The following is a 19,160-nucleotide window of genomic DNA, read 5'->3' on the forward strand; positions in this document are numbered from 1 at the left end:
CGACTGGCGAGGGTCTCTCTCAGGCGCCGGGATAAGCGACGTCGTAGATCGGGAAGCGACGGCAGAGCGTCTTGACCTCTTCATGCACACGCTGCTCGACGGCATCCTGCGCATCGGTGCCGAAAGCGCTCAGAACCTCATCGATCATGCGGGCAATGTTGCGGAACTCTTCCTTGCCAAAGCCACGCGAGGTCGCAGCCGGGCTGCCCAGACGGATGCCCGAGGTGACGAAGGGCTTTTCCGGGTCGAACGGAATGGCGTTCTTGTTGGCCGTGATGCCAGCGCGCTCGAGAGCGGCTTCGGCGATCTTGCCTGTCACCTTCTTGGGGCGCAGATCAACAAGCACCAGATGGCAGTCGGTGCCGCCGGTCACGATGTCAAAGCCACGCGCAACCAGCTCTTCCGCCAGAACGCGGGCATTATCAGCAACCGCCGTCTGATAGGCCTTGAACTTCTCACCCTGCGCTTCGCCGAAGGCCACAGCCTTGCCAGCGATGACATGCATGAGCGGGCCACCCTGCAGGCCAGGGAACACGGCCGAGTTCACCTTCTTGGCAATATCGGCGTCATTGGTAAGCACGATGCCACCACGCGGGCCGCGAAGGGTCTTGTGGGTGGTGCTGGTGACAATATGAGCGTGGGGTACGGGGCTCGGGAACAGACCGGCCGCGACCAGACCCGCGAAATGAGCCATGTCGACCATCAGATAGGCGCCGACTTCATCTGCGATACGACGGAAGCGGGCGAAATCGATATGACGCGGATAGGCCGAACCACCAGCCACGATGATCGTCGGCTTGTGCTCGCGTGCCAGACGCTCCATTTCTTCATAATCCAGCGTACCGTCTTCGGCGCGTACGCCGTACTGCACGGCATTGAACCACTTGCCGGAATAATTCGGTGCTGCGCCATGGGTCAGGTGACCACCGGCAGCGAGGCTCATGCCAAGCACGGTGTCACCCGGCTTGCCGAGCGCCATGAAAGCCGCCTGGTTGGCATTGGCGCCCGAATGAGGCTGGACATTGGCGAACTCGACCCCGAACAGGGCCTTGATGCGTTCGATGGCAAGATTTTCGACCCGGTCGACATCGACGCAGCCGCCATAATAGCGCTTGCCCGGCAGACCCTCGGCATATTTGTTCGTCAGAACCGAGCCCTGGGCTTCCAGCACGGCAAAGGACGTGATGTTTTCGGACGCGATCAGTTCGATCCCGTCCTGCTGACGCACCAGCTCGGCATTGATGATCGCCGCGACCTCTGGATCGGCCTCATTCAGGCTGCGATGAAAGAAATCGTGCTGAGCGGACATGTTCTCGCGAGTTGACATTCTTTTCTCTCCCAGAGGGGGCGCGCAGACGCACAAAATGGCGTATCACGAACGCCAATATCCCAGATTTCCCCCCGCCGCCAACCCGTTTAGCGCGCGTGACACGTTTTAGAGGAAGACTGAATGCCCCAGCCCCTCGCCGCTCTCTGGCGACGCAAACCGATCGATAGCGGTACGGATGACACCGCCGAACATGGCATGAAGCGCGTTATCGGACCGTTTGCCCTTATCGCGCTGGGTGTCGGGACGACTGTCGGGGCCGGGCTTTTTTCTCTCACAGGTATTGCCGCAGCCCATAATGCCGGGCCCGCCGTTATTCTGGCCTTCGTGGTTGCCGCCATTGCCTGCGGCTTTGCCGCTTTCTGCTATGCCGAGCTTGCCAGCATGATTCCCGCAGCGGGATCGGCCTATTCCTATGCCTATGCGACTCTTGGCGAACTGGTCGCCTGGATCATCGGCTGGGATCTCGTTCTCGAATATACAGTCGGTGCCGCTGCGGTTGCGTCGAGCTGGTCGAGCTATCTGTCTTCCATTCTCGGGCAGTGGAACCTCCACCCCGATCCGAGATGGATGGCCTCGCCCATGACCATGGTGACGCTGGCCGACGGCAGCTCAGCCCATGGCTGGATCAATCTTCCCGCCATGGCGGCGCTCGTTCTGATCGTTCTGCTTCTGCTTCGCGGCATTACCGAATCGACACGCATCAACGCCATTGTGGTGGTGCTCAAGCTCTCCGTCATTCTGGCGTTCATGACTTTCTGCACGCCCTATATCCAGAGCGCGCATTATACGCCGTTCATCCCCCCCAATACGGGCGAGTTCGGTCATTTCGGCCTTTCCGGGATCATGCGTGCAGCGGGCATGATCTTCTTTGCCTATCTTGGCTTCGACATCATCGCGACCACGGCGCAGGAAGCCAAGCGGCCTGAGCGCACCATGCCGATCGGCATTCTGGGCAGTCTGGTGATCTGCACCATCATCTACATCGCCTTCGCCTTCGTCCTGACCGGCGTCGTCGATTATCGCCAGATGGAGAATGATGGCAGCCCGGTGGCTACAGCCATCGACGTGACCCATCTCTTCTGGCTGCAGGGTGCGCTCAAATTCAGCATCCTGTTCGGTTATACCTCGGTACTGATGGGCCTCATGATGGGTCAGGTCCGCGTGTTCTACGCCATGTCGCGCGACGGGTTGCTGCCCGCCATTTTCGGTCGGCTGAGCCCTCGCACCCGTGCCCCCGCCGTCTCTCACCTGATCTTTCTTGTCATTACCTGCCTTCTGGCCGGACTCGTGCCCATTTCGGTACTGGGCAATATGACCTCCATCGGCACCTTGCTGGCCTTTGTCCTTGTCTGTGTCGGTGTGCTGATCCTGCGTATCCGTGAGCCGAACCGCCCAAGGCTTTTCAAGGCGCCGGGCGGTCTGATCATGCCGATCTGCGGCATCATCAGCTGTGCCGTCGTCATGTTTTCGCTCGATAGCCTGACCTGGCTGCGGCTTGTTATATGGCTGATTGCCGGGCTGGGCGTGTATGCCGCCTACGGCTACAAGAAGAGCAAACTCACCACCGGGGAGCTGTCTCGATGATTACTGGCGCCTATCCACTCAGTCGCGCCCGCCGCAACCGCTTTGACGGGTTCACCCGCAGGCTGGTCGCTGAAACCACGCTGACGACCGACAACCTGATATGGCCGATCTTTGTGTGCGACGGTCAGAACACGCGGACACAGGTCAGCTCCATGCCGGGTGTCGAACGCGTCAGTATCGATTTGCTGGAAAGTCATCTTGAGGAAGCTGTGGCTCTCGGCATCCCCGCCGTCGCCCTCTTTCCGATCACCCCACCCGACATCCGTGATTCGAAGGGGCGTGAGGCCACGAACCCCGATAATCTGATGTGCCGGGCAGCCCGCGAGATCAAGCGCCTCTATCCCGATCTGGGGCTGATCGGTGATGTGGCCCTCGATCCCTATACCGACCACGGGCATGACGGGCTGATCGAGAATGGGTATGTCGTCAATGATGCCTCGGTCGAGATACTCGCCCTTCAGGCGATGAATCAGGCAGCTGCAGGCATCGATATCATCGCCCCATCCGATATGATGGATGGCCGCATAGGCGCCATCAGAGCAGCACTCGACAAGGCGGGCTATGAAAACACCCGTATCATGTCCTATGCCGCGAAATACGCCTCGGCATTTTACGGTCCGTTCCGCGATGCGCTTGGGTCAGGAGGCCTGCTGAAGGGCGACAAGAAGACCTATCAGATGGACCCTGCCAATACTGACGAAGCCCTGCGCGAAGTGGCGCAGGATCTGCAGGAAGGCGCCGATATGGTCATGGTCAAGCCGGGCATGCCCTATCTGGATATCATCCGGCGTGTGCGCGACAACTTCGCAGTACCGACCTTCGCCTATCAGGTGTCAGGTGAATATGCGATGCTGATGGCCGCCATACAGAATGGCTGGCTTGATCGCGATCGCGCCATTCTGGAAAGCCTTCTCGCCTTCCGTCGCGCCGGATGCAACGGCGTACTGACCTATTTCGCCGTCGAAGCGGCACGGCTTCTCGCGCGCGGCGCATGACCCTCACCCGGCAGGCAAGAGGCCATGCGGCCCATGCTGCCGGGCTCGAAGCGGAACGACGCACAGGCGAGTTTCTGCTTAAAAAAGGCTGCTGCATTCTCGCGACACGATGCAGGACGCCCTATGGCGAAATCGATCTCATTGCGGCCTCGACAAAGAGACTTCTCTTTGTCGAGGTGAAGCAGCGCAGGACCCTCGATGAGGCCGCGTTCGCGCTCTCACCCGGCCAGCAGAAAAGGCTGTTACGCGCAGCCGACTATCTCATTCAAAAAAACGCTTTGTGGTGCCGGGAAGAGACGCGCTTTGACCTGGCCCTTCATGACATGTCGGGCGGAATGCGCTGGATTCCGGATATCCTGCGGTCCTGTTGAACCGCAAAGTCGCGCAATGAATACGCGACACGCGATGCCTTTTGCGAAAGGCATCGGAACGATCACTCTGTAGAGGGAGAAGCGGGGGTGTTTGAAAGGATATCCCGACAGGGACTCCTGACAGGCTACGCCCGATCAGCCGTGACGGCGGGCGTGATGCGCCTTGCCGCTTACTGGGGCCTTAGCATGGTAGACGACGGTGTGAATCAGCGAACGACGCGACGGCATGGCAGCGTGATGCGCAGCAGCCTGATGGATGGCCCCAGCATGATGGCTATGGCTGACAACGGGGCGGTGATAGACCGGGGTGGCGGTCAGTGCGTCGAGGGTGAGCTTGGAGGCTTCCCAGTCGGTGATCTCTCTTGCCTTGGCGTCGGAGGAAGCAAAAGCGGCTCCGGCGACGACAACTGAAGTGACAAGCTTGAGAACCGAAAGACGCCGCATTTTTACTTCCCTCTGAATGACTTCAAGCAGGTTATGCAGGAGACGCAGAAGGCAACAAGAGGCGAAGAAGCAAATTTTTCACGAGAAATTCTGACGTTGCATTACTGCCACAGTTTAGGTCAAAACGGTGGCAGAACGCATAATTTATGGCATAACCAAGGCAGGATCAGGCCACTTTTTTGGCGATATTCTTCTCTTCGAAAAGAGACTCCAGTTCGCCGCTCTGGAACATGTCGGTCACGATGTCGCAGCCACCGATGAACTCGCCCTTGACGTAAAGCTGGGGCACTGTCGGCCACTGCGAGAAATCCTTGATTCCCTGACGGATTTCCGCGCTTGCCAGCACATTGGCCGTTTCGAAATCCACACCCATATGGCCGAGGATCTGAACGACACGAGCCGAGAAACCGCACTGTGGGAAAAGCTTGTCGCCCTTCATGAAAAGCATGACAGGGTTGGCGTCGATAAGCTGTTGAATCTGCTGGAAAATGGCTTCTGCCATGGTTCACTCCTGTTCGCGAGAGCCGCGTTGGGTCGATAATACGCGATTATAGACCCAACAAGTCTCGATTGTCAGGGGGTTTGTGTTTTCAGGGCTAGAGCATGCAGCTCTGTCCCCATACGCCCGCCAAACGCATCATAGACAAGCTTGTGCTGGCGCACCCGCGGCAGCCCCCCGAAAGCAGCGCTAACCACGGTCGCAGCATAATGGTCGCCATCACCTGCGAGATCCTGAATCTCGATCACGGCATCAGGCAGAGCTGCCTTGATGGTGCGCTCGATTTCTTCTGCACTCATGGGCATGGATCAGCGCTCCATCAGCTTGGGGAAGAAGGCGGCATTCACCTCACGCATACGCTCGGCAGAAAGCGACATCCCGTCCTTGAGAACAAGATGGGTGCCCCCCGTGCGACCGAGATGGCGAACAGGCACGTGCGCCTTTTCGGCCTCGTCGATCAGCGCAGCAGCATGCTTCGTGGCAATCACGTAGCATGCCTGATCCTCGCCGAAGTAATAGGCATGAAGGCTCGTGCCGTAATGCGGCTTGTCGAGATGACAGCCGACGCCACTTGCCATGACCATCTCGGCAACTGCCACGAGCAGACCGCCATCGGCGATGTCATGGCAGGCTTCGACGCAGCCCTTTGCAATCATGCGACGCACGAAGTCGCCATTGCGACGCTCGGCATGCAGGTCGATAACGGGCGGCGCGCCCTCTTCACGATGGCAGATTTCGCGCAGCCAGAGAGACTGGCCAAGCTCACCGCGAATTTCACCAATCAGCACGAGTTCAGCGTGATCGGGCATGCCCAGGCCGATAGCCTTGGTCACGTCCTCGATGACACCGATCGCACCGATCGCCGGGGTCGGCAGGATCGGCTGGCTCAGGCCGCTCGGATGGCTCGTCTGGTTGTAGAGCGAGACATTGCCGCTCACGACCGGGAAGTCGAGCGCACGGCAGGCCTCACCCATGCCCTTGATGGCATCAGCGAACTGACCCATGATTTCCGGCTTTTCAGGGTTGCCGAAATTCAGATTGTCCGTCACGGCCAGAGGCAGGGCGCCAGTTGCCGTGATGTTACGCCAGGCTTCCGCCACGGCCTGGGCCCCACCCGCACGCGGGTCGGCCTGGCAATAGCGCGGTGTGCAATCCGTTGTCATGGCAAGACCGCGCTTCGTGCCCTCGACACGCACGATCGCCGCATCTGCCGCACCCGGACGGCGTGCCGTCTGGCCACCGACGCCACTGTCATACTGGTTCCACACCCAGGCGCGCGAGGCGAGATCAGGGCAGCCCAGCAGGGTCAGCAGCGCGTGTTCGACACCAGCCGGATCGGCCACTGTGCCCAGACGTGCCGGAGGCTCGGCATGGGTCATCGGACGATGATAAAGCGGTGCTTCATCGGCCAGCGGTGCAAGAGGAATATCCGCCTCGACCTTGCCCAGATGCTTGACCGTGATATGCGCCGTATCCGTAAGAACACCCACGATCGCGAAATCAAGGTCCCATTTCTCGAAAATGGCGCGGGCCACATCGGTACGTTCGGGCTTGAGCACCATGAGCATACGCTCTTGGCTCTCGGACAGCATCATCTCGTAGGCGGTCATGCCGGTTTCGCGCTGCGGCACATGGTCGAGATCGAGCTCGATGCCCACACCGCCCTTGCCAGCCATCTCGACAGCCGACGAGGTCAGACCGGCAGCGCCCATATCCTGAATGGCCACGATCGCATCGGTCGCCATCAGTTCGAGACAGGCTTCGATCAGCAGCTTTTCGGTGAACGGGTCACCCACCTGCACCGTCGGGCGCTTGGAGGCGGCGTGTTCATCGAATTCGGCCGAAGACATGGTAGCGCCATGAATGCCATCGCGACCGGTCTTAGAGCCGACATAGACAACCGGATTGCCGATACCAGCCGCTGCTGACAGGAAGATCTTGTCCTGCGAGGCGATGCCAACGGTCATGGCATTAACCAGAGGGTTGCCGTTATAGGCCGGGTGGAAATTGATCTCGCCACCGACCGTCGGCACGCCGACGCAATTGCCGTAACCGCCAATGCCGCGCACCACGCCGTCGATCACGCGTTGCGTGACAGGCAGGCTTGGATCGCCAAAGCGAAGCGCATTCAGATTGGCGACCGGACGGGCACCCATGGTGAACACGTCGCGCAGAATACCACCGACGCCGGTCGCCGCACCTTGATAGGGTTCAATGAAGGACGGGTGGTTATGGCTTTCCATCTTAAAAACGGCCGCAAGACCGTCTCCAATATCGACGACACCAGCGTTTTCACCCGGTCCATGGATGACCCAGGGAGCCTTTGTCGGCAGCGTCTTGAGATGAACGCGGGACGATTTGTAGGAGCAATGCTCGGACCACATGACCGAAAAAATGCCCAGCTCGGTCAGGCTCGGCACGCGGCCCATGATGTCGAGCACCTTCTGGTATTCCTCAGCGGAAAGACCGAAGCGCGCAGCGAGTTCAGCGTTGACGATCATGCTCATGCGACGAGACTCTTCACCAGACCCGAAAACAGCGGCACGCCATCTGTCGCACCGAGATCGGGATCAACCAGGTTTTCAGGGTGCGGCATCAGACCGCAGACGCGCTTGTTGGCGCTCAGAATACCGGCAATCGAACGCTGGCTGCCATTGGGGTTGCTGATGCGGCTTGTCGCATCGAGACCACCCTTGGCGCAGACATAGCGGAAGGCCACACGATCTTCGCCTTCAAGGCGATCAAGCTCGGCTTCCGATGCCGTATAATTGCCATCGCCATGAGCGAGCGGTGCACGGAAGACATCGCCCTTTGCCCAGTCACGCGTAAAGGCTGTATCGCTGTTCTCGACGCGGAGATAACCGTCCTGCGACAAAAAACGCATTCCGGCATTGCGCAGAAGCGCACCCGGAAGAAGCTGCGCTTCAGTCAGGATCTGGAAACCATTGCAGACGCCAAGCACATAGCCGCCACGTTCGGCAAAGGCGCGCACTTCGCGCAGGATCGGCGAATGGGCGCCCATGGCGCCTGAACGCAGATAATCGCCGAAGCTGAACCCACCCGGAAGCACGATCAGATCGAGGTCAGGCAGAGACGTGTCGCGGTGCCAGAGCATGGTCGGCGCCTTGCCACTGACGAGACGCAGCGCCTGCTCCATATCGCGTTCGCGATTGGTACCCGGAAAGACGACAATACCCGCTTTCATGGTTTGCCTCCCTGAGCCGAACACGGATAGGAGTCATGCAACGCCGCGAAGACGGATTTTCCTACCGGATATTTCAGAACATCCTGATGCGCCTTGAGCCAGGAGAGAACCTTGCCACGCATGGCATCGGTGGTCTCGGCATCAGGCACGCAGAAACCAACAACCGTGCCGGCATCGCCATTGCTTTTGGCATTGAGCGCGGAAAGCGCGCCTGAATCGGCCATACCAGCGATATAGGCATCGCACACGGCCTTGCCCTGGGGCTTGGAGCAGATCTGGCCGAAGCGACCAGCCTGCATGGGTGAGAGACGATGCTCATCGGCCTGCGCCACACCGGCAAGGGCGCCCATGGGCAATGCAAGCGCAATTGCCGTCAGGAAAGCCTTTTTCGGAGTCATCCAATGACCTCGACTGCAAAATCCTCGATCACCAAATTGGCCAGCAATTCGCGAGCCATGGCTTCGCCCTGTTCCAGCGCTGCTGCGCGGTCTTCAGTCGCGATTTCCAGCTCCATGGTCTTGCCGACGCGCACTTCACCGACATTGGCGAAGCCAAGCACTTCGAGCGCATGACCGATGGCCTTGCCCTGGGGGTCGAGCACGCCTTCCTTCAGCATGACATTGACGCGAATTTTCATTGCATGACCTCCGGTCCTTTAAGATCGCCATTCCCTGCTTCGGGCAGGATGCCCAGGCGGCGAGCCACTTCCTGATAAGCTTCCTCGACACGACCCATATCCCTGCGGAACCGGTCCTTGTCGAGCTTCTCGCTCGTCTTGGTGTCCCACAAGCGGCAGTTATCGGGGGAAATTTCGTCGGCGAGAACGATGCGCATCTCGTCATTTTCCCACAGGCGACCAAATTCGAGCTTGAAATCGACAAGCTGGATGCCGATGCCCTGGAACATGCCTGTGAGGAAATCATTGGTACGCAGCGCATAGGCGTTGATCTCGTCGAGATCCTGCGCATTCGCCCAGCCAAAAGCGGTAACGTGCTCTTCCGACACCATCGGGTCGTTGAGCGCATCGTTCTTGTAGTAATATTCGAGGATCGAGCGCGGCAGACGTGTGCCCTCGGCAAGACCCAGACGCTTGGCGATCGAGCCGGCGGCGACGTTACGCACAACCACTTCAAGGGGGATGATCTCGACTTCGCGGATCAGCTGTTCGCGCATGTTGAGGCGACGAACGAAATGGGTCGGGATGCCGATTTCATGCAGGCGAAGCATGAGGTGTTCGCTGATTCGATTGTTCAGCACGCCCTTGCCAGTGATGATGCCCTTCTTCACGCCGTTTCCGGCGGAAGCATCGTCCTTGAAATACTGAACGAGTGTTCCCGGTTCGGGTCCCTCGAAAAGGATCTTGGCTTTTCCTTCATAAAGCTGACGACGGCGTGCCATGACGATCTTTCAAAAAAGGTAAAACGGCGTTGCCACGCATATAGCAGCGCAGCCCCGCCGTTCATACCCATGATCGCGCCAGGTCACAGCGCTAAAAATTACCTGGCTGCAGCGACCTTCTCGCGCGCAGCCGGTGCAAAGGTCCCGTCGCGCAGCGAGGTCTCGAGCTGCTCGAGCGAGCGGCCACGGGTCTCGGGCACATAACGCAGCACGAAGAAGAAGGAGAGCGCGTTCACCGCAGCAAACAGCCAGAACGTCCCACCGGCACCAAGCGCCTTCACCATGCTGAGCGTGGTGAGAGAGATGATGAGATCGGCACCCCAGTGGCTGGCAGCAACAAGGCTCATACCCGTGCCACGGCAGGAGAGCGGGAACACTTCAGCACCCACCAGCCAGATCGCGACAGAAAGGCTGCCAACGTTGAAGACCACGTAGCCCACGACCGCAGCGGCGGTGACGAAAGCGCCCCAGCCATGGGTCTGACCCGTGAAGAACATGAACCCAAGCAGCACGAGCGAGACGACCGCACCGGGAATCATGCGCAGCATGAGGGTACGACGACCCCAGGCATCGACTGCCCAGCCACCGAAAGCGACCGTACCGACCATGGAAACACCCACAGCCACAGAGGTCAGAAGCGCAGAGGACTGGCCAAATCCGGCATCGGCGAAAATGGTCGGTGCATAATACATCACCGCGTTGATGCCCGTGAGCTGGCAGAGCAGAGCGATACCGACAGCCGCAATGGTTGCCGGACGCACCCAGGGCTTGAACACTTCGGAAAGCGGTGCCTTCTCGTCATGCTGGTCGCGGATGTCCTGCAGTTCCTGATCGGCTTCCGCATCGCTCTTGCGCACGCTGCGAAGCACTTCACGCGCCCGCTCGAATTCGCCCTGCATGGCCAACCAGCGCGGGCTGTTTGGCAGGAAGAGCATGCCGACAAACAGAATGACGGCGGGAATGACACCAAGGCCGAACATCAGGCGCCAGGAGTAATCCTGAAGCACATAACCGGTAACGAAGGAAATCAGCTGACCAAAGGCAATGGCGAACTGGAAGGCCACCACGAGCGAACCACGGCGCTCCGGCGGTGCGATCTCGGCAATATAGATCGGCACGATCTGGGAGGATGCACCGATAGCAAGGCCGAGAATGAGGCGCGCAAAGGTCAGGACAAAGACAGAATGCGCGAAAGTGACGATCACCGTTCCGATGAGAAACAGCGTCGCGGCAGCAATGATCGTGCGGCGACGACCCAGCCTGTCAGAGAGAGGGGCGGCCGAGATACAGCCGATCAGCGCACCGAGAATAACCGCCGAAGTGACGATCTCGGCACTCTCCGTCGTGAGCTGGAACTGCGGCGTGAGCTGCAGCAGCGCGGCGGAGATGATGCCAGTGTCATAGCCGAACAGAAGACCGCCGGTAGCGGCGATCACGGCAATGAAATTCGTAAGGGCGTGCCCTCGAGGACGTGGTGTGGAAGCCATTTCGAAGCCTTGGTTTTGGAGATCGTCAGATTTGCATCTTAGATTACAGCAAGGTTACTTCCACACGACATTGCGACAAGGTCAACACCCAATATGTGATCTTAACCAAAAATCTTGTTGAAAATGCGGTCTACGGCAACAAGATGTCGTGTGCTGTCCATCGCCTCATCGAGGATCTTCGCATCGACACGACCGGCAACTTCCGGGTCACGATCGAGATTCTCGCGGAAGCTGCGCCCGTCAGGCTGGCCGAGCTTGGTCCAGGTCTCCATCGCGTTATGCTGGACGATACGATAGGCGTCCTCACGCGAAATGCCCGAGCGGGCCAGAGCCAGCAGCACTTCGCCCGAATGCACCACGCCGCCGAGCGATTCGAGATTGGCCATCATGCGATCCGGATAGACCACCAGCTTGTCCATCATCCCGGCCAGACGCATCAGGGCAAAATCGAGGCCGATTGTCGCATCGGGGCCGATATTGCGCTCGACAGCCGAGTGACTGATATCGCGCTCGTGCCACAGGGCCACGTTCTCGAGCGCCGGTACCACGTGCGAACGGATCAGACGGGCAAGACCCGTCAGATTTTCCGAAAGCACCGGGTTGCGCTTGTGGGGCATGGCCGAGCTGCCCTTCTGGCCGGGGTGGAAGAACTCTTCCGCCTCGCGTACTTCGGAGCGCTGCAGATGGCGCACTTCAACGGCCAGACGCTCGATGCCGCTGGCAATCACGCCGAGCGCGCAGAAAAACGCGGCATGACGATCACGCGGGATCACCTGGGTCGAGACGTCTTCAGCAACGAGGCCGAGACGGTCGGCGACGAAATCCTCAACGCGCGGGTCGATATGGGCATAGGTGCCGACAGCGCCCGAGATGGCACAGATGGCAATTTCCTTGCGGGCTGCCAGAAGGCGCTCACGGTTGCGGGCAAACTCGGCGTAGTGACCCGCAATCTTCAGACCGAAGCTCGTAGGTTCGGCATGAATGGCGTGCGAGCGGCCGATCGTGACCGTATCCTTATGAGCGAATGCCTGCTTCTTGAGAGCAGCGAGCACCGCGTCGAGATCCTGCAGAAGGAGGTCGGTCGCCTGAACGAGCTGCACCGAGAAGCAGGTGTCGAGCACATCGGACGAGGTCATGCCCAGATGCACAAAACGGCTCTCCGGCCCGATTTTCTCGGCAAGCCAGGTCAGGAAGGCGATCACGTCATGGCGGGTAACGGCCTCGATCTCGTCGATACGCGCGACATCTGCCTCGGAAAAGGCAGCCATGGCGGCATCGCCGCGCTCACGAATGACCTTGGCGGCCTCTTTCGGCATGTCACCCAGTTCTGCCATGGCTTCACAGGCCAGAGCTTCAATCTCGAACCAGATGCGGTAGCGATTGATGGGCGACCAGATAGCGGTCATTTCGGGGCGGCTGTAACGAGGCACCATGGTCGGGCAAACTCCTTGATAGGATCGACGCAACACGCAAGGACGGGTCGAAAAGAGGCCCCCTCTTACCTCAAGATGCCGCCGGGGAACACTCTTTGATCGGGCAGCGCCAACGCACAGAGCGAATTGCGCTCGATCGGCGCTTTCTCTAGCATTGTCCGGCTTGAGAAATTCTGGAGGTTGATGTGGCGCCTGATCTTACCTGGCACGCCCTTATTGCGCTTGCACAGGTCGTTCTGATCGACATCACCCTCGCCGGGGATAACGCCGTTGTTATCGGCATGGTCGTACGCGGCCTGCCGGCGCAACAGCGGCGCAAGGCCATTCTGGTCGGCGTTGCTGCGGCGGCTCTCATGCGGATCGCGCTCGCGCTTGTCGCCTCACGTCTGTTGTCCGTACTCGGCCTCACCCTGGCAGGCGGCCTGCTGCTGCTCTGGGTCTGCTGGAAAATGTACCAGGAGCTGCGTCATCCCGAGGAAATGTCGGGAGAGGCCAAAAGCGGGTCATTGTCCAAGGCAATTTTCAGAATCATCGTCGCCGATCTCTCGATGAGCCTTGATAACGTACTGGCCGTGGCTGGTGCCGCCATGGGACACCCTTACGTGCTTGTGACTGGCCTCGCCTTCTCTGTCGTGCTGATGGGAGCTGCGGCGACGCTGGTGGCCAATCTGCTGAACCGCTACCGCTGGATCGCCTGGCTCGGCCTCGCCATCGTTGCCTTCGTCGCGTGCGAGCTGATCTACAAAGGCAGCATGGAGGTTGCGCATCATGTCGCGGGTTAAGGCATTTCTCCTGACCGGATCGCTCATTCTTCTGACGGGATGCAGCTCTCACGCCCAGGAGCAGGAGACGCCCTCCGCCGCCTCCGAGACTCTCGGACAAAATGATTCGGCACCGGAGAGCCTTGCCCCCCCCTCCGGCGCTGCGAGCACGGATGTCGCGACCCGTCTCGACCAGTGGCTCGCGCTCGTTCAGGCCACGACGCCGCCCAGCGCCAGCGCCTATGCCGATTTTCTGGATCAGACGCCAAGCTGGCCCGAGCGCGCTGTCATGATGGCACGCTATCAACAGGCACTGGCCACCCGTGCAAGTGATGCAGAACTCCCGCAGCTCTGCCCGCGTGAGCCCCTGACAGCTGTACAGGCTTTCATGCGCTGTGCGACACTCCTGCCCGATGCTGCCAGTCAGGCCAGACGAATCTGGCGCAACGGGGCCGACCGCGAGACTGATTCGAGCCTGATCCTTGCAGAATACAGCGCATCGCTCACGCCCGATGATCACTGGGCCCGTTTCCAGCGCCAGATCCGCACGCGACAATTCACCGCTGCCGGGCGGCAGGTCTCCCTTCTGGCGCCACAACGTCAGGCGGGTGCTCGCGCCCTGATCGCCCTGCAATCCAACGCGCCCGACGCCGCCTCGCAATTTGCCGCCCTTCCCGCTTCACAGCGTGCCGAACCCCAGATCATGATCGCGCGTCTGAGGCAGTTGCGCCGCGCCCCTGATCTCGATTCCGCCTATGCGCTCTGGCAGGAAGAAGGTTTTGCAGGGCAGAAGCGCGCGCCGTCATCCGACTGGACCAATGAACGACTGGCTCTCGCCCGCTCCTTCCTGACCCAGGGCTCGGTGCCTCAGGCGCGGGCCCTGGCCGATGATACAACACTTTCGACAGGCTCCACCTCGCGGCTCGAGGCCTTCTTCCTGCGTGGCTGGATCGACCTGCGCTTTCAGAAGAACCCGGCTCTGGCAAGACCCGCCTTTGCGGAACTGTCGCGACAGACCAGCCTGATTACGAAAAGCCGCGGTTATTACTGGCTCGGGCGCAGCTTCGCTGAAGAAGGCAATAGCAGCCAGGCCAGCGCCGCCTATCGTCAGGCGGCCACCATGCCGACAACCTATTATGGTCAGCTGGCATTGGCTGCCTTGGGCGGTCATGATGATACGCTGGTTCCGGGCGGCAGCGATGTGCCCGGCCTCGCCACGGCGCTCAGCCGTCTTCCCGCCCTGCAGAGCGGCGGCATCTCACGCGGAGATCTGATCGAGGCAGCGCGGCTGCTTCATGAACGTGGCGATGACGATCATGCCCGTGAGTTCCTGATGCTTGGCTATAGCGCGGTGCAGGACGCCCCGGGTCAGGCCGCTCTCGCTCGGTTTGCGCTGTCTATCGGGTCGCTGGAGCCTGCCGTCTTTGCTGCCCGCCGCACGGGCAGGCTGGGTTCAGCGCTCTATCCGGAAGGCTGGCCGGTTCTCGATGCCGCCCAGGCGGAGGGAGACTCCCTGCCCCATGGTCTGGCACTGGGCGTCGCCCGTCAGGAGAGCAGTTTTGACGCGCATGTCAGCAGTCCTGCGCGTGCTATCGGCCTGATGCAGCTGCAAACCGGCACAGCGCAGGATGTTGCCCGCCGCGCTGGCCTGAGCGGCATCGATACCAGCGCCAGTGGATTGCGCGACCCCGCCACCAATCTTGTTCTGGGGCGCACCTATCTGTCGCAGCTCATGACGCGTTTCAATAATGTCGTCCCGCTGGTTCTCTCGGCCTATAATGCCGGGCCTCACCGCACCGATCTCTGGCTGGCCAGTCAGCCTCTCCCGCAGCCCTTGACCCAGGCAGGCATGATCGACTGGATCGAGGGCATTCCCTACGAAGAGACACGCTCCTACATCCAGCGTGTGGAAGAGAATATGGCGCTTTATCGGGTTCTGGAGACAAACCCCCATGGCTGATGTCCCGGCAGTTCCCCGCTCTCTTAGCGACCAGGCCAGTGAAGTGCTGCAGGCCTTGCGCAGCCGGGGCGACCGTCTCGTCACAGCTGAAAGCTGCACGGGGGGGCTGATCGCAGCAACCCTGACAACCCTTGCCGGATCGTCAGACGTGGTCGAGGGAGGCCTCGTAACCTATTCCAACGCCATGAAGATATCGGTGCTCGACGTGGCCGAAACGACCCTGGCATCGCATGGTGCGGTGAGCGAGGCCGTGGCGGTCGAGATGGCGATGGGCGCGCTGGATTGCGCCCAGGACGCGACGATAGCGGTTGCGGTGACAGGCATTGCCGGGCCGGGTGGTGGAACAGAAGCCAAACCGGTTGGCACTGTCTGTCTGTGTGTCATGCAAGGCGCAAAGACACCCCAGCGTGAAACGGCTCACTTCGCGGGAGATCGCGAGGCGGTGCGTCTCGCAACAGTCAGCCGGGCCTTCGAGATGATTCTCAAGGCACTTGTCTGAGCTGAAAACACCCGGCCATGTGCGACCGGGTGCATCGGGTAACGAGATCAGTTATCGATCTGCTGAACCACCTCAAAGCCTTCAAAGACCGGCGGGCCAAGGGTCAGGGGCTTGTTGCCACCGGCGCCGGCATGAGCCTTGCGGAACTGCTCAGACAGGGTCCAGGCCTTGAAGGCTTCCTGAGATTCCCAGACCGTGTGCGACGACCAGAGAATATGGTCATCCTTGACCGGCCCGCGCAGCAGCGCGAAGGATTTGAAACCGGGTACGGTTGTCAGCAGCACTTCACGGTCGAGCCAGCGCTGGCGAAACGCGTCTTCGCTCTCGGGAAGAACCTGAAACCTGTTCATTGCGATATACATCGACGATACCTTTTTGACTTCATGATGAACCGGGCAGAATGAGATCATGCGGCAGCAGAAACGGCCGTCCAGTCTCACCGTGATGCCCCAGAACCGTATCAGAAAGACCGAATACGTCCGAGAGCATTCTGGATGTAATGACCCTGTCGGCGGGGCCGGATGCATAGACCCGCCCCTGATCCAGAACCACGATACGATCGGCAAAGGCAGCCGCCCAGTTCAGGTCGTGCAATATGGCCAGACACGCCCCACCCTTGCCACTATGCGCCCGTGCCAGAGACAGGATGAGTCTCTGACGGGCGATATCCTGCGCCGAGACAGGCTCGTCCAGCAGCAGGTATCCCTTTTCGCTGCGCCAGCGCAGCTGAACCAGAACGCGCGCCAGATGCGCACGCTGGCGTTCTCCTCCCGAAAGCGTCGTGACATCGCGCTCGGCGATGGAGGCAAGACCAACCTCGGCCAGCGTCTGATCGACCAGCAGGTTGAGCCTTTCCCGGGCACCAGCCCCATGCCTTTCCGCAACGCCGAACCGGGCCAACTCTCCTACCGAGAAGCGGGCTTCGAGGCTCTGGTCCTGCGTGAGCATGGCCCTTTGTGCAGCGAGCTCTCGTGGCGAACAGGTGCCAATGCCGCGCCCGTCGATCTCGACATGCCCCTCGCAGGGGGCGAGCAGCCCCGCTGCCACACGCATGAGAGTGCTCTTGCCTGCGCCATTCGGGCCAATCACGGCAACAAACTCGCCCGGTGCGACAGTCATGGCGACCTGATCGAGCAAGGCCCTGCCCTGACGCCTGACGGTGATGTCTCTCAGCATGAGGGTCATGCCGGAATATCCTGATCGCCGCGACGCATCAGAAGCCAGATGAATATCGGTGCCCCCAGACCTGCCGTGATGATCCCGACAGGCACGTCAGACGGGATGGCAATCAGACGGGCCAGCGTGTCAGAAAGCACCAGAAGCAGAGCGCCCAGCAAGGCGCTGCCGGGGATGAGAAAGCGATGATCCGGCCCGCTCGCCAGCCTGACCAGATGCGGCACGATGACACCGACAAACCCGATCACCCCTGAAAAAGCGACGGCAGGGCCGACAGAAAGCGTCACGGCGACAAGGCAGAGAACTTTGACCCGCCCCACGCGACACCCCATGAGGGCCGCATTCTCTTCCCCCAGAAGCAGCAGATTGAGCGGCCGCGCGAGCGCCATCAGCAACACGAGGGAAGAGAGCGTAAACGGCGCCAGAATTTCGATTTCCTGCCAACGCACCCCGGCCAGACTGCCCATCGTCCAGAATGTCAGGTCGCGCAGGGCGGCATCATTGGCGCGATAGAGTAGAATCCCCGTAGCGGCAGAAGCAAGCGCACCCAGCGCGACCCCCGCCAGAACGAGGCGCGACGTCGACACCCTGCCCTGGCGTGTTGAAAATCGCTGAAGAATGCCGGTCATGACGCACGCACCGAGCATTCCGCCCGCCGGTATGCCCCAGCGCGCCATGACGCCGGGACCGAACCAGATTACCCCCTCGACAATCATCACGGTCGCACCGAGTGCCGCGCCGGAAGAGACACCGATCAACCCGGGGTCAGCCAGTGGATTGCGAAACAACCCCTGCATCACCGCCCCTGCGGCCCCGAGCCCCGCCCCGACCAGCACAGCCAGCACGATGCGTGGCAGCCTGATGCCGAGCACGATCAGCCTTGAGACAGCAGGATTATCGACACCGCCGGGATGGATGCCAAAGCCGGTTGCGCCAGACGGCAGAGAGAGCAGTATGCTGGCAACCAGCGCCAGCGAGAGAAGCGTAAAGGCCGGCACTATGGGGAGACGCGAGACGCTCATGCAGGCTGGGTATGGCTCACGATCTGCTGCGCAAGTTCGAGCGCAGCCTCTGCCGTACGTGGGCCAAAGCCAAGCAGCTTTTCGCCTTCCATATCGATAATGGCCTTCTTCTGCCCGGCTGGAGTCAGCATGACAGCCTCATCGGCGAGAAGCGCATCGCGCATGGCCTGCCCACCCTGGCTCATCATCAGGATCACATCCGGCTTGAGGGCAATCAGAGCCTCGCGCTCGAGCGCCTTGTAGCCCTTCATGTCCGCACCGGCATTTGTGGCGCCGGCAAGAGCAATGATGGCATCGGCGGCGGTACCCGTGCCTGCCGCCATCGGACGCCCGTTCACCACACGCATGACAAACAGGACACGCGCCTTTTTAGGGTGGAGTTCTGTCCAGGCCTTGAGTGTGCGTAGCTGATTGTCAAAGCGCACGACCATTGCCGCGCCTTTTTCCTCTTCCCCGATAATGCGGGAGAGAGTGAGCATGCGGTTGCGCACACCGTCGAGCGATGGCGTTGCATCGACCATCACAATCGGGGTGGAAGATTCCATGACCTGATCGATCGCATTCGCCGGTCCCGAGTCATTCATCGCGAGAACAAGGTCGGGCTTGAGCGACAAAATGCCCTCGGAAGAAAGCTGGCGCATATAGCCGACCGATTTCTTCTCGCGCAGGGCCGACACAGGATAGGTCGAGGTGATGTCGACCCCGATAATGCGATCTGCGGCGCCAAGGGCATAAAGCGTCTCGGTAATCGTGCCGCCAATCGAGACAATGCGCTGCATCGACCCCAGCGTGACCCGCCTGCCGCGGCAGTCCTCGATCTGGACATTGCGTTTTTCCCCCGCCCGGGCCGAACGCGCGGCTGCGCTCGTCACGCCGGTTGCAAGGGCGGAAAGCCCGAACTGACGCCGACTGAACAATCTGATGCTCATGAGCCCTCCCTCATCCCTGCTGTCATGGGTCGCTGGCTGTTGCCTCTTTCCCTCACCTGACGCGGCG

The 19,160-nt window shown here is 60.6% G+C and carries 21 protein-coding genes; 6 read left to right on the plus strand and 15 right to left on the minus strand.

The annotated features are described in order from the left end of the window. Nucleotides 1-19: 19 nt before the first annotated feature. On the minus strand, nucleotides 20-1,327 hold the full coding sequence (gene glyA / locus AA105894_RS11395; protein WP_373316771.1) for a serine hydroxymethyltransferase: 1,308 nt from the start codon (nucleotides 1,325-1,327) through the stop codon (nucleotides 20-22). A gap of 123 nt (nucleotides 1,328-1,450) precedes the next feature. Between glyA and AA105894_RS11400 the strand changes: the two genes are divergently transcribed. Genes AA105894_RS11400 through AA105894_RS11410 form a run of 3 tightly spaced genes read left to right on the plus strand, consistent with a single transcriptional unit; the run spans nucleotide 1,451 to nucleotide 4,280 of the window. Then, the gene (locus AA105894_RS11400) at nucleotides 1,451-2,914 is read left to right on the plus strand and encodes an APC family permease (protein ID WP_267311827.1); all 1,464 of its coding nucleotides are present in this window, start codon (nucleotides 1,451-1,453) and stop codon (nucleotides 2,912-2,914) included. Further along, on the plus strand, nucleotides 2,911-3,909 hold the full coding sequence (gene hemB / locus AA105894_RS11405; protein ID WP_267311828.1) for a porphobilinogen synthase: 999 nt from the start codon (nucleotides 2,911-2,913) through the stop codon (nucleotides 3,907-3,909). Before AA105894_RS11400 ends, hemB begins: the two co-directional genes overlap by 4 nt. After that, nucleotides 3,906-4,280 (plus strand): YraN family protein, encoded by a 375-nt coding sequence (locus tag AA105894_RS11410; RefSeq protein ID WP_267311829.1) that lies wholly within the window; start codon nucleotides 3,906-3,908, stop codon nucleotides 4,278-4,280. Before hemB ends, AA105894_RS11410 begins: the two co-directional genes overlap by 4 nt. 135 nt (nucleotides 4,281-4,415) lie before the next feature. Here AA105894_RS11410 and AA105894_RS11415 read toward each other — a convergent pair whose 3' ends face one another. The 10 genes from AA105894_RS11415 to purB form a co-directional block, all read right to left on the minus strand. Then, entirely contained in the window at nucleotides 4,416-4,724 is a 309-nt protein-coding gene (locus tag AA105894_RS11415) for a hypothetical protein (protein WP_267311830.1), read from the minus strand. Between the two features lie 166 nt (nucleotides 4,725-4,890). Continuing rightward, a complete protein-coding gene (grxD, locus tag AA105894_RS11420; protein ID WP_267311831.1) occupies nucleotides 4,891-5,226 on the minus strand; it encodes a Grx4 family monothiol glutaredoxin in 336 nt (111 codons plus the stop codon). Nucleotides 5,227-5,297: 71 nt separating this feature from the next. Then, the gene (locus tag AA105894_RS11425; RefSeq protein ID WP_267311832.1) at nucleotides 5,298-5,528 is read right to left on the minus strand and encodes a BolA family protein; all 231 of its coding nucleotides are present in this window, start codon (nucleotides 5,526-5,528) and stop codon (nucleotides 5,298-5,300) included. Nucleotides 5,529-5,531: 3 nt separating this feature from the next. After that, the gene (gene purL / locus AA105894_RS11430; RefSeq protein ID WP_267311833.1) at nucleotides 5,532-7,730 is read right to left on the minus strand and encodes a phosphoribosylformylglycinamidine synthase subunit PurL; all 2,199 of its coding nucleotides are present in this window, start codon (nucleotides 7,728-7,730) and stop codon (nucleotides 5,532-5,534) included. Beyond that, nucleotides 7,727-8,428, minus strand: a complete 702-nt coding sequence (purQ, locus tag AA105894_RS11435) for a phosphoribosylformylglycinamidine synthase subunit PurQ (RefSeq protein WP_188427289.1) — start codon at nucleotides 8,426-8,428, stop codon at nucleotides 7,727-7,729. Before purQ ends, purL begins: the two co-directional genes overlap by 4 nt. Beyond that, nucleotides 8,425-8,826 carry a Rap1a/Tai family immunity protein gene (locus AA105894_RS11440; protein ID WP_267311834.1) on the minus strand — a complete coding sequence of 134 codons (402 nt, stop codon included), beginning with the start codon at nucleotides 8,824-8,826 and terminating at the stop codon, nucleotides 8,425-8,427. The genes purQ and AA105894_RS11440 overlap by 4 nt, the downstream gene beginning before the upstream one ends. Further along, nucleotides 8,823-9,065, minus strand: a complete 243-nt coding sequence (purS, locus tag AA105894_RS11445; protein ID WP_267311835.1) for a phosphoribosylformylglycinamidine synthase subunit PurS — start codon at nucleotides 9,063-9,065, stop codon at nucleotides 8,823-8,825. The genes AA105894_RS11440 and purS overlap by 4 nt, the downstream gene beginning before the upstream one ends. Next, on the minus strand, nucleotides 9,062-9,826 hold the full coding sequence (purC, locus tag AA105894_RS11450) for a phosphoribosylaminoimidazolesuccinocarboxamide synthase (protein WP_025886165.1): 765 nt from the start codon (nucleotides 9,824-9,826) through the stop codon (nucleotides 9,062-9,064). The genes purS and purC overlap by 4 nt, the downstream gene beginning before the upstream one ends. Before the next feature lie 98 nt (nucleotides 9,827-9,924). Beyond that, nucleotides 9,925-11,313, minus strand: coding sequence for a sugar porter family MFS transporter (locus AA105894_RS11455; protein WP_267311836.1), 1,389 nt, complete (start codon nucleotides 11,311-11,313; stop codon nucleotides 9,925-9,927). 101 nt (nucleotides 11,314-11,414) lie between these two features. Further along, on the minus strand, nucleotides 11,415-12,746 hold the full coding sequence (gene purB, locus AA105894_RS11460; protein WP_188427285.1) for an adenylosuccinate lyase: 1,332 nt from the start codon (nucleotides 12,744-12,746) through the stop codon (nucleotides 11,415-11,417). Nucleotides 12,747-12,931: 185 nt separating this feature from the next. Here purB and AA105894_RS11465 point away from each other — a divergent pair, with 185 nt between their 5' ends. From AA105894_RS11465 to AA105894_RS11475, 3 genes are read left to right on the plus strand one after another with little or no spacing between them, the layout of a single operon-like run. After that, on the plus strand, nucleotides 12,932-13,528 hold the full coding sequence (locus AA105894_RS11465; RefSeq protein ID WP_188427284.1) for a TerC family protein: 597 nt from the start codon (nucleotides 12,932-12,934) through the stop codon (nucleotides 13,526-13,528). Further along, a complete protein-coding gene (locus AA105894_RS11470; RefSeq protein WP_267311837.1) occupies nucleotides 13,515-15,467 on the plus strand; it encodes a lytic transglycosylase domain-containing protein in 1,953 nt (650 codons plus the stop codon). Before AA105894_RS11465 ends, AA105894_RS11470 begins: the two co-directional genes overlap by 14 nt. Then, on the plus strand, nucleotides 15,460-15,966 hold the full coding sequence (locus AA105894_RS11475; protein WP_267311838.1) for a CinA family protein: 507 nt from the start codon (nucleotides 15,460-15,462) through the stop codon (nucleotides 15,964-15,966). The genes AA105894_RS11470 and AA105894_RS11475 overlap by 8 nt, the downstream gene beginning before the upstream one ends. A 47-nt stretch (nucleotides 15,967-16,013) precedes the next feature. Here AA105894_RS11475 and AA105894_RS11480 read toward each other — a convergent pair whose 3' ends face one another. Genes AA105894_RS11480 through AA105894_RS11495 form a run of 4 tightly spaced genes read right to left on the minus strand, consistent with a single transcriptional unit; the run spans nucleotide 16,014 to nucleotide 19,093 of the window. Next, nucleotides 16,014-16,328 (minus strand): antibiotic biosynthesis monooxygenase family protein, encoded by a 315-nt coding sequence (locus AA105894_RS11480; protein ID WP_267311839.1) that lies wholly within the window; start codon nucleotides 16,326-16,328, stop codon nucleotides 16,014-16,016. A 19-nt stretch (nucleotides 16,329-16,347) separates the two neighbouring features. Further along, on the minus strand, nucleotides 16,348-17,151 hold the full coding sequence (locus AA105894_RS11485) for an ATP-binding cassette domain-containing protein (RefSeq protein ID WP_267311840.1): 804 nt from the start codon (nucleotides 17,149-17,151) through the stop codon (nucleotides 16,348-16,350). Then, nucleotides 17,148-18,164 (minus strand): FecCD family ABC transporter permease, encoded by a 1,017-nt coding sequence (locus AA105894_RS11490; RefSeq protein ID WP_267311841.1) that lies wholly within the window; start codon nucleotides 18,162-18,164, stop codon nucleotides 17,148-17,150. Before AA105894_RS11490 ends, AA105894_RS11485 begins: the two co-directional genes overlap by 4 nt. Continuing rightward, on the minus strand, nucleotides 18,161-19,093 hold the full coding sequence (locus AA105894_RS11495; RefSeq protein ID WP_267311842.1) for a heme/hemin ABC transporter substrate-binding protein: 933 nt from the start codon (nucleotides 19,091-19,093) through the stop codon (nucleotides 18,161-18,163). Before AA105894_RS11495 ends, AA105894_RS11490 begins: the two co-directional genes overlap by 4 nt. Nucleotides 19,094-19,160 lie beyond the last annotated feature (67 nt).

This window comes from Asaia spathodeae NBRC 105894, assembly GCF_025994195.1.
GTDB lineage: Bacteria > Pseudomonadota > Alphaproteobacteria > Acetobacterales > Acetobacteraceae > Asaia > Asaia siamensis.

Coding starts and splice junctions, on each gene's coding strand:
- AA105894_RS11455 (WP_267311836.1), bottom strand. CDS start 11,313: ATGGCTTCCACACCACGTCCTCGAGGGCACGCCCTTACGAATTTCATT.
- grxD (WP_267311831.1), bottom strand. CDS start 5,226: ATGGCAGAAGCCATTTTCCAGCAGATTCAACAGCTTATCGACGCCAAC.
- purC (WP_025886165.1), bottom strand. CDS start 9,826: ATGGCACGCCGTCGTCAGCTTTATGAAGGAAAAGCCAAGATCCTTTTC.
- AA105894_RS11495 (WP_267311842.1), bottom strand. CDS start 19,093: ATGAGCATCAGATTGTTCAGTCGGCGTCAGTTCGGGCTTTCCGCCCTT.
- purB (WP_188427285.1), bottom strand. CDS start 12,746: ATGGTGCCTCGTTACAGCCGCCCCGAAATGACCGCTATCTGGTCGCCC.
- AA105894_RS11425 (WP_267311832.1), bottom strand. CDS start 5,528: ATGCCCATGAGTGCAGAAGAAATCGAGCGCACCATCAAGGCAGCTCTG.
- AA105894_RS11470 (WP_267311837.1), top strand. CDS start 13,515: ATGTCGCGGGTTAAGGCATTTCTCCTGACCGGATCGCTCATTCTTCTG.
- purQ (WP_188427289.1), bottom strand. CDS start 8,428: ATGAAAGCGGGTATTGTCGTCTTTCCGGGTACCAATCGCGAACGCGAT.
- AA105894_RS11410 (WP_267311829.1), top strand. CDS start 3,906: ATGACCCTCACCCGGCAGGCAAGAGGCCATGCGGCCCATGCTGCCGGG.
- AA105894_RS11475 (WP_267311838.1), top strand. CDS start 15,460: ATGGCTGATGTCCCGGCAGTTCCCCGCTCTCTTAGCGACCAGGCCAGT.
- hemB (WP_267311828.1), top strand. CDS start 2,911: ATGATTACTGGCGCCTATCCACTCAGTCGCGCCCGCCGCAACCGCTTT.
- purL (WP_267311833.1), bottom strand. CDS start 7,730: ATGAGCATGATCGTCAACGCTGAACTCGCTGCGCGCTTCGGTCTTTCC.
- AA105894_RS11440 (WP_267311834.1), bottom strand. CDS start 8,826: ATGACTCCGAAAAAGGCTTTCCTGACGGCAATTGCGCTTGCATTGCCC.
- AA105894_RS11415 (WP_267311830.1), bottom strand. CDS start 4,724: ATGCGGCGTCTTTCGGTTCTCAAGCTTGTCACTTCAGTTGTCGTCGCC.
- AA105894_RS11400 (WP_267311827.1), top strand. CDS start 1,451: ATGCCCCAGCCCCTCGCCGCTCTCTGGCGACGCAAACCGATCGATAGC.
- purS (WP_267311835.1), bottom strand. CDS start 9,065: ATGAAAATTCGCGTCAATGTCATGCTGAAGGAAGGCGTGCTCGACCCC.
- AA105894_RS11490 (WP_267311841.1), bottom strand. CDS start 18,164: ATGAGCGTCTCGCGTCTCCCCATAGTGCCGGCCTTTACGCTTCTCTCG.
- glyA (WP_373316771.1), bottom strand. CDS start 1,327: ATGTCAACTCGCGAGAACATGTCCGCTCAGCACGATTTCTTTCATCGC.
- AA105894_RS11485 (WP_267311840.1), bottom strand. CDS start 17,151: ATGACCCTCATGCTGAGAGACATCACCGTCAGGCGTCAGGGCAGGGCC.
- AA105894_RS11480 (WP_267311839.1), bottom strand. CDS start 16,328: ATGTATATCGCAATGAACAGGTTTCAGGTTCTTCCCGAGAGCGAAGAC.